The following is a 12,265-nucleotide window of genomic DNA, read 5'->3' on the forward strand; positions in this document are numbered from 1 at the left end:
CGCGGCGGTGCTACCCGGCCACGCCGACGGATTCGTCCGTCATGCGGCGGACGACGACGGTGCTGATGCGGTTGCGGCGGCCGGCCAGGTTCTCGGCGGTGAGGCGCAGGCCCTTGACGGAGGCCTCCGAGCCGGCGATGGGGACGCGGCCGAGGGCGTGGGCGAGCAGGCCGCCGACGGTGTCGACGTCCTCGACCTCGATCTCGGTGTCGAACATCTCGGCCAGCTCGTCGATGGACAGGCGCGCGGTGACGCGGGCGGCGCCTTCGGAGAGCCACTCGACGCGGGGGGCCTCGTGGTCGTACTCGTCGGCGATCTCTCCGACGATCTCCTCGATCACGTCTTCGATGGTGACCAGGCCCGCGGTGCCGCCGTACTCGTCGATGACGATGGCCAGGTGGATCTGGCGGGCCTGCATCTCGCGGAGGAGCTCGTCGATCGGCTTGCTCTCGGGGACGTAGGTGGCGGGGCGCATCAGCTCCTCGATGCGGATGTCGGTCTCGCCGGTGTCCTGCATGCGCAGGACGATGTCCTTGAGGTAGGCGATGCCGATGACGTCGTCCTCGTTCTCGCCGGTTACGGGCACGCGGGAGAATCCGCTCCGGAGCGCCAGGGACAGCGCCTGGGACAGGGTCTTGTTGCGTTCGATGAAGACCATGTCGGTGCGCGGGACCATGACCTCGCGGACCAGGGTGTCGCCCAGCTCGAAGACCGAGTGGATCATCTCGCGCTCGTCCGGTTCGATGACGCGGCGTTCCTCGGCCAGGTCGACCAGGTCGCGCAGCTCGGCCTCGGAGGTGAACGGGCCCTCGCGGAAGCCCTTGCCGGGCGTGACGGCGTTCCCCAGCAGGATCAGCAGCTTGGGCAGCGGGCCGAAGATGCGCGTCAAGCCGTACACGATGGGGGCGCTGGCCAGCGCGACCGGTTCGGCGTGCTGGCGGCCGAGGGTGCGCGGCGAGACGCCGACGATCACGTAGCTGACCAGGATCATGACGGCGGCGGCCACCGCGTAGGCCGGGCCGGTGTCGCCGAGCCAGTCGATGAACAGCAGGGTCGCGATCACGGTGGCGGCCAGTTCGCAGCTGAGCCGCAGCAGCAGGAGCAGGTTCAGGTAGCGCGGCGGATCGGCCACGATCGCCTGCAGCCGCACGGCCCCGCGGCGGCCTTCCTTGACGAACTCCTCGGCGCGCACGCGCGAGATCCGCGTGAGCGCGGTCTCCGCACTCGCGAGCAGGCCGCCGGTCACGATGAGCGCGACGGCCGAGAACAACCAGCCGTTAGTCACGGCTTCGGGCGCACCTCCCGCCACGATTCGAGCAACTCGCCCTGCAGGCCGAACATCTCAGCGTGCTCCTCGGGCTCGGCGTGATCGTAGCCCAGCAGGTGCAGGATGCCATGGGTGCAGAGCATCTCCAGCTCGGCCTGGGCGCTGTGCCCGGCCTCGGCGGCCTGCTTGGCGGCCACGGCGGGGCACAGCACGACGTCGCCGAGGAGCGCCGGATCCGGCGAGGTCTCCTCCGACCTGGCCTGATGCGGGCGCAGCTCGTCCATGGGGAAGGCCAGCACGTCGGTCGGGCCTGGCTCGCCCATCCACTGCTCGTGCAGGGCGGTCATCGCCGCCTCGTCCACCACCAGGATGGACAGCTCGGCGAGGGGGTTGATGCCCATCCGGCCCAGCACGTGCCCGGCGAGGGCGACCAGGGTGCCCTCGTCGATGTCGGTGCCGGACTCGTTGGCGACCTCGATGCTCATCGACGGCTCCTGGACCGGTTGCCGGCCGCGCGCGGGTCGGAGGCGATCGCCGCGTCATACTTGCCGTAGGCGTCCACGATCTCGCTGACCAGCTTGTGGCGGACCACGTCGGCGCTGGTCAACCGGCTGAAATGGATGTCGGAGATGCCGTCGAGGATACCCTGGACCACCTTCAGGCCGCTGTCCTGCCCGCCGGGAAGGTCGATCTGGGTCACGTCGCCGGTCACCACGATCTTGGAGTTGAACCCCAGCCGGGTGAGGAACATCTTCATCTGCTCCGGCGAGGTGTTCTGCGCCTCGTCCAGGATGATGAAGGCGTCGTTGAGCGTCCGGCCGCGCATGTACGCCAGCGGCGCCACCTCGATCGTCCCCGCCGACATCAGCCGCGGGATCGAGTCAGGGTCGAGCATGTCGTGCAACGCGTCATACAGCGGCCGCAGGTACGGATCGATCTTCTCGTACAGCGTGCCGGGCAGGAACCCGAGCCGCTCCCCCGCCTCGACGGCGGGCCGGGTCAGGATGATCCGGTTGACCTTCTTCTCCTGCAGCGCCTTCACGGCCTTGGCCATCGCCAGATAGGTCTTGCCCGTCCCGGCCGGCCCGATCCCGAACACGATCGTGTGCCGGTCGATCATGTCCACATACCGCTTCTGGTTCACGGTCTTCGGCCGGATCGTCCGCCCACGCGAGGAGATGATGTCCATCGACAGCACTTCGGCGGGCTTGCCGGAGCTCATCCGGAGCATGGCGATGCTGCGTTCGACGGAGTCGGGGGTGAGTTCGGCGCCGGACTTGGCCAGCTCCACGAGCTCCTCGAAGAGGCGGACGACCACGCCGCTCTCGTCCGGCGGCCCGGTGATGGTGATTTCGTTGCCCCGCACGTGGATGTCGGCCCGGAACGACTTCTCGATGACTCTCAGCAGCTCGTCTCGCGAACCCAGAATGCTGATCATCGCGTGCTCGTCGGGGATGACCACTTTCGCGTGGGTCTTCGGTGTTTCTCGCGTCTCGGACATGGGCGGCCGTTGCGGCCTGCTCGCCTCCCTAATTTCTCACCAATGCTAGCCGAGGCGCAGGCTGAGACCGGTGCCGCCGAGCACGTGCGCGTGCGCGTGGAAGACCGTCCGCCCGGCGTCCGGGCCGGTGTTGAAAATCACACGATATCCAGACTCGACGATGCCCTCCTGAGCGGCGACAGCCGCCGCGGCGAGGAGCACGTCGTTGGCCAGCCCGGCCTGGGCGAGCGCCGCCGCGTCCTCGACGTGCTCTTTGGGGATGACCAGAACGTGCACCGGCGCGTGCGGATTGATGTCCCGGAAGGCCAGCGTGGTCGGGGTCTCGTGGACGACCGTGGCGGGAATCCCCCCGGCCACTATCGTGCAGAACAGGCAATCACTCACAGCCGGAAGCCTAGCGTTGCCAATCGGTAATCCCGTGATGGTCCCGTCAGAAGATCCGCCCGGATAGGGTTTATGTGCGACACTGCACCGTCAACTAAACCCCCGTGTCGGGCGAGGACACAACTGGGCCATGCCCCCTAAAGATTCGGAAGAGCGTAAACCCTCGGGCAAGGACGAGCGTCCTACTGATGTGACCACCGAGACCCTCGTGGCCGAAAGGTCGCTGGGAGCGGTGCCCGTCGGGTGGGATGCCGACATGGCCGTAACGGCGCTCTACAGTGCGCACTATCGGTCACTTGTGCGTCTCGCAGTGTTGCTGGTCCGCGATGTGGCCAGCGCCGAGGAGGTCGTCCAGGACGCGTTCGTCGCCCTTCATGGCGCCTGGCGCAGACTGCGCGATCCCGACAAGGCACTCGCTTACCTGCGCCAGTCGGTCGTCAACCGATCGCGCTCCGTGCTGCGTCATCGCGCCGTCGTCGAGAAGTACGCCCCCAAGGGCCTGCCGGACGCGCCGAGCGCGGAGAACGGCGCGATCGGCGAGCTCGAACGCACCGCGGTCATCGAGGCGTTACGCGGCCTGCCCACCCGGCAGCGTGAGGCCTTGGTGCTGCGCTACTACGGCGATCTCTCCGAGGCCGACATCGCCAGCGCGATGGGCATCAGCAAGGGTGCGGTGAAGAGTCACACGGCGCGCGGCATGGCCGCACTACGGCAGGTACTGGAGAAGTTCTCATGACCATCCCCCCCGACGAGTACGGCGATCTGCTCCGCCGTGCGATGCGCGCGGAGGCTGACTCGGTCGTGCCGTCTCCGGAAGGCCTGGACATCATCAGGCAGCGCATCGAGAACCGTGGCTTCAACGGTCTGCGCAACCTGTTCTGGTGGCGGATCGGCGCCTCGGTGGCCGCCGCCGCCCTGGTGGCGGGCACCGTCGTCATGGTCGTCCCCGGCCTCCGCGACCAGGTGCAGACCGGCATCGGCCTGACCACCGGCAACGAAACCGGCGAGCTCCCCGAGATCGGCGCCACCCAGCAGCCACCGCCGCCGCAGCCGACGGCCCCCCTCACCATCCTGCCGGCGACGCCCAGCGTCACGGGCGAGGTCTCCGCGGAGTCCACCGCGACCACTCCCCCGTCCCCGACGCCTGCGGCCACCACACCCGACCCGTGCGCCTCACCGACCACGACGCCCACCGTCGTGGAGCCTGAGCCCACCGACGACGAGGACTGCCCGCCGGACGAGTCGCCCTCGCCGAACAGCCCCAGCCCGAAGCCGAGCCCGTCGGAGTCGCCAACGCCGTCGCCGAGCCCGACGCCGAGCGGCTGTTCGGGAGACGGGTGCTCGACCACACCCACCCCGCTGGTCAGCAGCGGTCCCGCCACAGAGTCGGCCTCAGGTCTGGCCACAGCCACATAAGTCAGACCTGGCCGTTACCAGCGCCCGGTTCGGGCCAGGAGGACGGCTGCCGCGGCGACGCCTGCCGTCGAGGTGCGCAGCACCGTGGGACCGAGCAGGGCCGGCGTCGCGCCCGCTTCCCGAAATTTCGTGATTTCGTCGTCGGTGATGCCGCCCTCCGGGCCGACCACGAGGACGATGTCGCCCTTTTCCGGCAGGTCCAGGCGGCTCAACGGCTCCGCCGCCTCCTCGTGCAGGACGACGGCGAGGGCGGCGTCCGCGAGCAGGGCGGTGACCCGGGTGGTGCTCGCCTGGTCGGCGATCTCCGGCAGGTGGAAGCGGCGGGCCTGCTTGGCGGCCTCCCGCGCGGTCGAACGCCATCGCGCCAGTGATTTCTCACCGCGCTCGCCCTTCCACTGGGTGACACAGCGCCCGGCCGCCCACGGGACGATCTCGTCCACCCCGGCCTCGGTCATCGTCTCCACCGCCAGCTCGCCCCGATCGCCTTTGGGCAGGCCCTGCACGACGACCAGCCGCGGCTCGGGCGCGGGCACGTCATAGCGGCGCAGCACGTCCAGGTCGAGGGCGTCCTTGCGGGCCACCGCGACCACACATTCGGCCACGGCGCCCGCGCCGTCGGTCAGGTCGACGCGTTCGCCCGCGCGCAGGCGCCGCACCGACGCGGCGTGCCGCCCTTCCGGGCCGTCGAGCAGGATGCGCGAGCGGGCATCCAGGTCGTGCAGGAACACGGGCACAGTCATGACCATCACCCCCGCATCGTGTTTTCAGCGGCCGTTGAACGCGTCCTTCAGGCGGGAGAAGAAGCCCTGCTGGCCGGGGGTGAACTTGCCGGGCGGGCGTTCCTCGTTGCGCAGCCGGGACAGCTCCCGGAGCAGCTCCTCCTGCTGGGCGTCGAGTTTGAGCGGCGTCTCCACGTTGACGTGGATCAGCAGGTCGCCGCGGCCGGTCTCGTTGAGGCGCTGCACGCCCCTGCCGTACAGCGGGATGACCTGGCCGGACTGGGTGCCCGGGCGGACGTCGATCTCCTCGGTGCCGTCCAGGGTCTCCATGCTGAGCGAGGTGCCCAGAGCGGCGGCGGTCATCGGGATCTGCACCGTGCAGTGCAGGTCGTCGCCGCGCCGCTCGAAGATGGCGTGCGGCCGCTCGACGATCTCCAGGAACAGGTCTCCGGGCGGCCCGCCGCCCGGCCCGATCTCCCCTTCCCCGGCCAACTGGATGTGGGTGCCGTCCTCCACGCCCGCCGGGATCCTGACCTTGATCGTACGGCGGGTGCGCACGCGTCCGTCGCCCGAGCACTCCTGGCACGGATGCCGGATCACGCTGCCATACCCGCCGCACTGGGGGCAGGGCCGCGAGGTCATGACCTGGCCCAGGAACGAGCGTGTCACCTGCGACACCTCACCCCGGCCGTGGCACATGTCGCACGTGTCGGGATGGGTTCCGGCGGCCGCGCCGGAGCCCTGGCAGACCTCGCACAGCACGGCGGTGTCGACCACCAGCTCGCGGGTGGTGCCGAAGCCCGACTCGGCCAGGTCCAGTTCGACCCGGATGGTGGCGTTGCGCCCGCGGCGGGCCCGGGAACGGGGGCCACGAGAGGCGGAAGCCGTACCGAAAAAGGCATCCATGATGTCACTGAAGGGGAAGCCCTGGCCGAAGCCGCCGGCGCCCGCGCCACCGCCGCCGCCGAACGGGTCGCCGCCCAGATCGTGCATCTGGCGCTTCTGCGGATCCGACAGGACCTCGTAGGCCTGCGTGATCTCCTTGAACCGCTCCTGCGTCTCCGGGTCGGGGTTGACGTCCGGATGGAGCTCGCGCGCCAGCCGCCGGTAGGCTTTCTTGATCTCGTCCTGGCTGGCGTCCCGGCGCACCCCGAGGGTCGCGTAATAGTCCTTGGCCACTTATGACCCCGCCAGGATCTGGCCGACATAACGCGCCACGGCGCGCACCGCACCCATCGTCACCGGATAGTCCATTCGCGTCGGGCCCAGCACTCCGAGCCGGGCCAGTTCCTTGTCGCCCGCACCGTATCCCGCGGCGACGAACGATGTGCCGCGCAGCCCCGTGTACGGATTCTCCGAGCCGATCCGGACGGTCAGCTCGGACAGGTCGCCGGTCTCGCCCAGCAGGCGCATCAGCACGACCTGTTCCTCCAAAGCCTCCAGCACGTCGCGGAGGCCCACGCTGAAGTCGGCCGCCGCGAGGTTGGCCGCCCCGGCGAAGACGATCTTCTCTTCATGCCGCTCGACCAGCGTTTCCAGGATCACCGACAGCAGCGTGACCGCGACGGGGCGGTCCTCCGCCGACAGCCGCTCGGGCAGGTCGGCCACCCTGTCCGGCACGTTGGACAGACCGCAGCCGTCCAGCGAGGCGTTCAGCACCGCCCGCAGGTGGGCCACCCGGTCGTCGCCGATCGCGTCGGGCAGGTCGACCACCCGCTGCTCGACCCGGCCGGTGTTGGTGATCAGCACCAGCATGACCCGGCGGTCGGCCAGCGGAACGATCTCCACATGCCGGACCGTGGACCTGGTCAGCGACGGATACTGCACCACCGCGACCTGCCTGGTGAGCTGCGCCAGCAGCCGCACGGTGCGGGTCACGATCTCGTCCAGGTCGATGGCTCCGGCCAGGAAGGTCTCGATCGCCCGGCGCTCGGCCCCGGTCAGCGGTTTCACCTGGGACAGCCGGTCCACGAACAGCCGGTAACCCTTGTCGGTGGGCACCCGCCCGGCGCTCGTGTGCGGCTGGTGGATGTAGCCTTGCTCCTCCAGAGCGGCCATATCGTTACGGATGGTGGCGGGCGAGACACCCAGGTTGTGGCGATCGGCCAGCGCCTTGGAGCCCACCGGCTCGTTGGTGGACACATAGTCCTCGACGATGGCGCGTAGCACCGCCAGCTTCCGGTCGTCAACCACGTGCTCACCTCCCCTGGCACTCGATTGTCCCGAGTGCCAAGTGTACGGCCAGCGTCCGCAGGGTGCGATAACACCAGCCGGGCAAGAAGACCAAGTCGACTGCAAACGACCCGCAAGTGGGAACCCCCACAATTTGGTCTTATGAGTTCTCCCTATAACCAAAACTACGGCCAGCAGAACTACGGCCAGTACGGCGCTCCGCCGCCCCCGTATGCCGCCCCGCGCCCCCCGATCCGGCCCCGAGTGCTGTGGATCGTGCTTTCCTGGGTCCTGTTCGTAGTCTTACTCGTCGTGGGTGTCGCCGGCTTCGCCGGATCCATCTTCTCCACCATCAGCGAGGCCGCGCCGACGACGACCCTCTCCAGCGGAGAGACCGTCACCGTCCAGCTCAACCCGGCCGACAAGCCCGCGATCTGGGCCTCCGCCAACCAGGCCACCGATGTCGAGTGCCAGGTGCAGGGCGCCGACCCCAGCCAAAAACCAACCCTGACCCAGCCGACCATTTCACAAAACTTGACGGTGAATGGCGACAATTGGGAGCTGCTCTTCCAGGTGGGCGTTCCGGCCGCCGGGCAGTACCAGGTCAACTGCGTCGGCGAGGGCGTCAAGTTCGGCGTCGGCAAGGAACTCGCGGCCGGTGAGACCGCCGCGGCCGTGGGCGGCGGTCTCGCGATGCTCGCCCTGCCCATCCTCGGATTCCTGTTCGCGGTGGTGGTGACCATCGTGGTGCTGGTCAAGCGCAGCGGCGCCCGCAAGCGGCAGTTGATGTACTAGTTTTCTCGGCATGTACGAGCGGGACGTGTTCTCCGAAGACTGGCGACGGCCGCTGCGGGGCAAGATCCCGCAGATCCCCGCGGAACTCGACCTGGTCGTCGAGGACGCGGACGGGGGGTTCTGCGGGGCCGTGGTGGCCTGTGACAAGGAGGCCGTCACGCTGGAGGACCGGCATGGGCGACGGCGGCTCTTTCCGCTCGCCCCCGCCGCGTTCCTGCTGGACGGCAAGCCGGTGACGCTGGTGCGGCCGTCGGGTCCGTCGAAGCCCCGGCGCAGTGCCTCCGGATCGATCGCGGTCGACGGGCTGCGGGCCCGGGTCGCGCGGGAGAGTCGGATCTACGTGGAGGGCGTGCACGACGCCTCGCTGGTCGAGAAGATCTGGGGGCATGATCTGCGGGTGGAGGGGGTGGTGGTCGAATACCTGGAAGGGGTCGACCACCTGCCGGAGATCGTCGCGGAGTTCGGCCCGGAACCCGGGCGGCGGCTCGGGGTTCTGGTCGATCATCTGGTGCCCGGGTCCAAGGAGAGCCGCATCGCCGCTCAGGTCGCGGGGCCTGATGTGCTGGTCGTGGGGCATCCGTATGTGGACATCTGGCAGGCGGTCAAGCCCTCCGTGGCCGGGATCGCGGCGTGGCCGGTCGTGCCGCGTGGGGTGCCGTGGAAGGAAGGCGTCATCGCCGCTCTCGGCTGGCGACGCGATCCGGCGGAAGCCTGGCGTCACATTCTTGGACGGGTGTCGACATATGCGGATTTGGAGCCGGAGTTGCTGGCCCGCGTGGAAGAGTTGATCGACTTCGTCACGGTTCGCGATGAAGGCTGACCCACACGGCCTCAGGTCAGGTCGCGGATAAGGGCGTCCGCCAGCAGGCGGCCGGGCAGGGTGAGGACGGCCTTGCCCGCTTTGAAGGCGTCTACCTCCAATAGGCCGTCGGTCAGTGCCTGGGCCACGGCGGGCCGTACCCGGGGAGCGAAGTCGGCGAGCGGGAAACCGTCCGCGAGGCGGAGTTCGAGCATGACGCGTTCGATCGCGCGGTCGTCGGAGGTGAGGATCTCGCGGGCGTGGGCGGGGGATTTTTGGGCGGCCAGGCGGGAGGCGTACGCGGCGGGGTGCTTGACGTTCCACCAGCGGGTGCCGCCGATGTGGCTGTGCGCGCCAGGGCCGACGCCCCACCAGTCGCCGCCCGTCCAGTAGAGCAGGTTGTGGCGGCATTGGCCGGCTGCTGAGGTGGCCCAGTTGGACACCTCGTACCAGCCGTACCCGGCTTTGGAGAGCAGTTCGTCGGCGATGAGGTAGCGGTCGGCGGCCACGTCGTCATCGGGCATCGGCAGCTCGCCCCGGCGGATGCGCGCGGCCAGCTTGGTCCCATCCTCGACGATCAGCGAATACGCGGACACATGATCGGGCCCGGCCTCGATCGCCGCCTCCAGCGACGCCCGCCAGTCGTCGTCGCTCTCCCCCGGCGTGCTGTAGATCAGATCCAGGTTGACATGCGCGAACCCGGCCTCTTTAGCCTCCTGTACGGCTTGCGCCGCCCGCCCCGGCGTGTGCCGCCGATCGAGCACCCGCAGCACGTGCTCCCGCGCGCTCTGCATCCCGAAGCTCACCCGGGTGAACCCGCCCGCCCGCAGCGTCTCCAGCGAACGCGGCCCGACCGACTCCGGATTGGCCTCCGTGGTGACCTCGGCGCCCGCCGCGAGCCCGAACTCCGCGTCGATCACCCGCAATATCCGGACAAGGTCGTCGGCGGCCAGCAGCGTGGGCGTGCCGCCGCCGAAGAAGACGGTCTGCACCGGAAGCGCGGTGTCGCCGAGCACGCGCCGCGCGAGCCGTACCTCATCGATCGCGGTGTCCGCGTAGTCCTGGTGGGACGCGCCCGGGCCCAGCTCGGCGGCCGTGTAGGTGTTGAAGTCGCAGTATCCGCAGCGGGTCACACAGAACGGGATGTGCACGTAGAACCCGAACGGCCGCTCCCCGAGTGTCGCGAGCGCGCCGCCCGGCAGCTCGCCGGATTCCGGCACGGGGTCGCCATCAGGCAGCACGGAAGGCATGCCCCCAGTCTGCCGCGCCCGGCCCCCTGCTAAGACCGCGCGAGCGTCATTGACGCGGCGGTCAGGGGATTCTATGATCCCAGAAACTTAAAGGAAACTTTCCTATAAGTTTCTCCTTTCACCAGCGGAGACACCTGTGACGAGACTTCTTCGCCCTCTGCTCGCCGCCGCCGTCGCCGGCCTCTTAGGGGTGGCGCTCGCACCCCCGGCGCAGGCGCAGACGCGTACGCACGATTCGCAGTTCAAGCGGGTGGCCTACTTCATCCAATGGGGCATCTACGGACGGAACTTCCACGTCAAGGACATGGACACCAGCGGCGCCGCCGCCAAGCTCACCCACATCAACTACGCGTTCGGCTTCGTCAACCAGCAAGGTGACTGCTTCTCGGCCGACCCGTGGGCCGACTGGCAGCGCGGCGTGCCCGCCGAGCAGAGCGTGGACGGTGTCGCCGACGACGGCACCGGCGCGCTGCAGGGCAACATGAACCAGCTCAAGAAGCTGAAGGCCAAGTATCCCAAGCTCAAGGTCCTGATCTCGCTGGGCGGCTGGACCGGCTCGGCGTACTTCTCCGACGCCGTCCTCACCCCCGAGGGGCGCTCCAAGCTGGCCGCCTCCTGCATCGACCTGTGGCTCAAGGGCAACCTGCCCGGCTCGGCCCCCGGCGCGGGCGCGGGCGTCTTCGACGGCATCGACCTCGACTGGGAGTGGCCCGGCTCCGACGGCAACGCCGGCAACGTGATCCGGCCCGAGGACAAGCAGAACTTCACCCTCTTCCTGGCCGAACTCCGCCGCCAGATGAAGGCCTACGACCGCAAGGACGAGCTCACCGCCTTCCTCCCGGCCGCCGCCGCGAAGATCGACGCCGGCTTCGAGGTCCAGAAGGTCTTCAGCTACCTCGACTTCGCCACCATCCAGGGGTACGACCTGCACGGCCCCTGGGAGCCCCGGACCGGCCACAACGGCAACCTGTTCACCGACAGGAAAGACCCGAACCCGGTCAAGTACAGCGTGGACCAGACCGTCCGCGACTACATCTCCCGCGGCGCACCCAAGCGCAAGATCGTGGTGGGCATCCCCGCGTACGGCCAGGGCTGGACCGGCGTGACCGGGGGCAACGGCCTCTGGAAGCCCGCCACCGGCCCCGCGCCCGGCAAGTGGGCGGCCGGCGTCGAAGACTACAAGGACCTGGTCAACAAGCCCGGCAAGCGCTACCGCGACCTCCTCACCGGCACCCTCTGGCTCTACGACGGCAACGAGTTCTGGTCCTACGACGACCCCGCCGTCCTCCTCGAAAAGGCGGCCTACATCCGCCTCAAGGGCCTCGGCGGCTCCATGATGTGGTCCATCGACCAGGACGACAACAAGGCCTCCCTAACCAAGGCCCTCTACACCGTCCTCCGCTAACCCCAACAACTCCAGGCGGCCCACACCCCCTGACCGCCCACGATCACAATGCAATCGACGCGCCCGGCCGGGTTCCTCGGCCGGGCGCGTCCACGTCAGCTGGCTTCCTCCCGATGGCAAAGCCCGATCGGAGCCGCCGCTCTTGCCGCCGACATCGCTGGCGCCGCGCCGCAAGGGAGGTCTTGCGCACTAACTCTATCTAGGTAGATATTGGAGTCATGGCACGCGCACGACGACCCTCGCCGCAGACCGCGGCTGTGCTCAGCGCCCTCGCCGAGACAGGCGCGGACTGGAGCCACGGCTACGACCTGTGCCGCGCCCTCGGCCTGAAGGCGGGCACGGTCTACCCGATCCTCATCCGCCTCACCGAGCGCGGGCAGGTGGAGACCTGCTGGGAGGCCGACCCGCCGCGCGGGCGGCCGGCCCGGCACCTGTACCGGCTCACCACCGCGGGCGCCGAGCTCGCGCGCACCGTCGCCACGTCGGCGCGGGCCAGCGAGGGCGCACCCGCCGCGGACGCGGTCCGGCTCACGCCCAGAACCACCTGACCTCGACCC

The 12,265-nt window shown here is 69.3% G+C and carries 14 protein-coding genes; 6 read left to right on the plus strand and 8 right to left on the minus strand.

The annotated features are described in order from the left end of the window. Positions 1-10: 10 nt before the first annotated feature. Genes Aple_RS30815 through Aple_RS30830 form a run of 4 tightly spaced genes read right to left on the minus strand, consistent with a single transcriptional unit; the run spans position 11 to position 3,152 of the window. On the minus strand, positions 11-1,285 hold the full coding sequence (locus Aple_RS30815) for a hemolysin family protein (RefSeq protein ID WP_246264894.1): 1,275 nt from the start codon (positions 1,283-1,285) through the stop codon (positions 11-13). Beyond that, the gene (gene ybeY, locus Aple_RS30820) at positions 1,282-1,752 is read right to left on the minus strand and encodes an rRNA maturation RNase YbeY (RefSeq protein ID WP_155348219.1); all 471 of its coding nucleotides are present in this window, start codon (positions 1,750-1,752) and stop codon (positions 1,282-1,284) included. Before ybeY ends, Aple_RS30815 begins: the two co-directional genes overlap by 4 nt. Then, positions 1,749-2,768 carry a PhoH family protein gene (locus tag Aple_RS30825; protein WP_155348220.1) on the minus strand — a complete coding sequence of 340 codons (1,020 nt, stop codon included), beginning with the start codon at positions 2,766-2,768 and terminating at the stop codon, positions 1,749-1,751. The genes ybeY and Aple_RS30825 overlap by 4 nt, the downstream gene beginning before the upstream one ends. Positions 2,769-2,813: 45 nt before the next feature. Next, positions 2,814-3,152, minus strand: coding sequence for an HIT domain-containing protein (locus Aple_RS30830; protein ID WP_155348221.1), 339 nt, complete (start codon positions 3,150-3,152; stop codon positions 2,814-2,816). 256 nt (positions 3,153-3,408) lie between these two features. On the opposite strand from Aple_RS30830, the gene Aple_RS30835 reads away from it, so the two are divergent. Further along, on the plus strand, positions 3,409-3,888 hold the full coding sequence (locus Aple_RS30835) for a SigE family RNA polymerase sigma factor (RefSeq protein WP_155338116.1): 480 nt from the start codon (positions 3,409-3,411) through the stop codon (positions 3,886-3,888). After that, positions 3,885-4,568, plus strand: a complete 684-nt coding sequence (locus Aple_RS30840) for a hypothetical protein (RefSeq protein ID WP_155348222.1) — start codon at positions 3,885-3,887, stop codon at positions 4,566-4,568. The genes Aple_RS30835 and Aple_RS30840 overlap by 4 nt, the downstream gene beginning before the upstream one ends. Before the next feature lie 14 nt (positions 4,569-4,582). Here the strand turns inward: Aple_RS30840 and Aple_RS30845 are convergent, their stop codons facing one another. From Aple_RS30845 to hrcA, 3 genes are read right to left on the minus strand one after another with little or no spacing between them, the layout of a single operon-like run. Next, positions 4,583-5,308, minus strand: coding sequence for a 16S rRNA (uracil(1498)-N(3))-methyltransferase (locus Aple_RS30845; protein ID WP_155348223.1), 726 nt, complete (start codon positions 5,306-5,308; stop codon positions 4,583-4,585). 24 nt (positions 5,309-5,332) lie between these two features. Beyond that, on the minus strand, positions 5,333-6,466 hold the full coding sequence (gene dnaJ, locus Aple_RS30850) for a molecular chaperone DnaJ (protein ID WP_155348224.1): 1,134 nt from the start codon (positions 6,464-6,466) through the stop codon (positions 5,333-5,335). Beyond that, positions 6,467-7,480, minus strand: coding sequence for a heat-inducible transcriptional repressor HrcA (gene hrcA, locus Aple_RS30855; RefSeq protein WP_155348225.1), 1,014 nt, complete (start codon positions 7,478-7,480; stop codon positions 6,467-6,469). It abuts the gene before it with no gap. A 141-nt stretch (positions 7,481-7,621) separates the two neighbouring features. On the opposite strand from hrcA, the gene Aple_RS30860 reads away from it, so the two are divergent. Both Aple_RS30860 and Aple_RS30865 read left to right on the plus strand, forming a co-directional pair. Further along, positions 7,622-8,254 (plus strand): hypothetical protein, encoded by a 633-nt coding sequence (locus tag Aple_RS30860; RefSeq protein WP_155348226.1) that lies wholly within the window; start codon positions 7,622-7,624, stop codon positions 8,252-8,254. Positions 8,255-8,264: 10 nt separating this feature from the next. Next, the gene (locus Aple_RS30865; RefSeq protein WP_155348227.1) at positions 8,265-9,074 is read left to right on the plus strand and encodes a DUF3097 domain-containing protein; all 810 of its coding nucleotides are present in this window, start codon (positions 8,265-8,267) and stop codon (positions 9,072-9,074) included. Positions 9,075-9,085: 11 nt separating this feature from the next. Here Aple_RS30865 and hemW read toward each other — a convergent pair whose 3' ends face one another. Next, complete coding sequence (hemW, locus tag Aple_RS30870; RefSeq protein WP_155348228.1) at positions 9,086-10,303, minus strand: radical SAM family heme chaperone HemW; 1,218 nt, start codon at positions 10,301-10,303, stop codon at positions 9,086-9,088. Between the two features lie 136 nt (positions 10,304-10,439). On the opposite strand from hemW, the gene Aple_RS30875 reads away from it, so the two are divergent. Together Aple_RS30875 and Aple_RS30880 are read left to right on the plus strand one after the other, a co-directional pair. Further along, positions 10,440-11,708 (plus strand): glycoside hydrolase family 18 protein, encoded by a 1,269-nt coding sequence (locus tag Aple_RS30875; protein ID WP_155348229.1) that lies wholly within the window; start codon positions 10,440-10,442, stop codon positions 11,706-11,708. A gap of 218 nt (positions 11,709-11,926) precedes the next feature. Beyond that, positions 11,927-12,256: a PadR family transcriptional regulator gene (locus Aple_RS30880; protein WP_155348230.1), complete on the plus strand. Its 330-nt coding sequence runs from the start codon at positions 11,927-11,929 to the stop codon at positions 12,254-12,256. The last annotated feature ends 9 nt before the right edge of the window (positions 12,257-12,265 follow it).

It is taken from the genome of Acrocarpospora pleiomorpha, from assembly GCF_009687885.1.
Classification (GTDB): Bacteria; Actinomycetota; Actinomycetes; order Streptosporangiales; family Streptosporangiaceae; genus Acrocarpospora; species Acrocarpospora pleiomorpha.

Coding starts and splice junctions, on each gene's coding strand:
- ybeY (WP_155348219.1), bottom strand. CDS start 1,752: ATGAGCATCGAGGTCGCCAACGAGTCCGGCACCGACATCGACGAGGGC.
- Aple_RS30825 (WP_155348220.1), bottom strand. CDS start 2,768: ATGTCCGAGACGCGAGAAACACCGAAGACCCACGCGAAAGTGGTCATC.
- Aple_RS30835 (WP_155338116.1), top strand. CDS start 3,409: ATGGCCGTAACGGCGCTCTACAGTGCGCACTATCGGTCACTTGTGCGT.
- Aple_RS30840 (WP_155348222.1), top strand. CDS start 3,885: ATGACCATCCCCCCCGACGAGTACGGCGATCTGCTCCGCCGTGCGATG.
- Aple_RS30845 (WP_155348223.1), bottom strand. CDS start 5,308: ATGACTGTGCCCGTGTTCCTGCACGACCTGGATGCCCGCTCGCGCATC.
- Aple_RS30860 (WP_155348226.1), top strand. CDS start 7,622: ATGAGTTCTCCCTATAACCAAAACTACGGCCAGCAGAACTACGGCCAG.
- Aple_RS30865 (WP_155348227.1), top strand. CDS start 8,265: ATGTACGAGCGGGACGTGTTCTCCGAAGACTGGCGACGGCCGCTGCGG.
- hemW (WP_155348228.1), bottom strand. CDS start 10,303: ATGCCTTCCGTGCTGCCTGATGGCGACCCCGTGCCGGAATCCGGCGAG.
- Aple_RS30880 (WP_155348230.1), top strand. CDS start 11,927: ATGGCACGCGCACGACGACCCTCGCCGCAGACCGCGGCTGTGCTCAGC.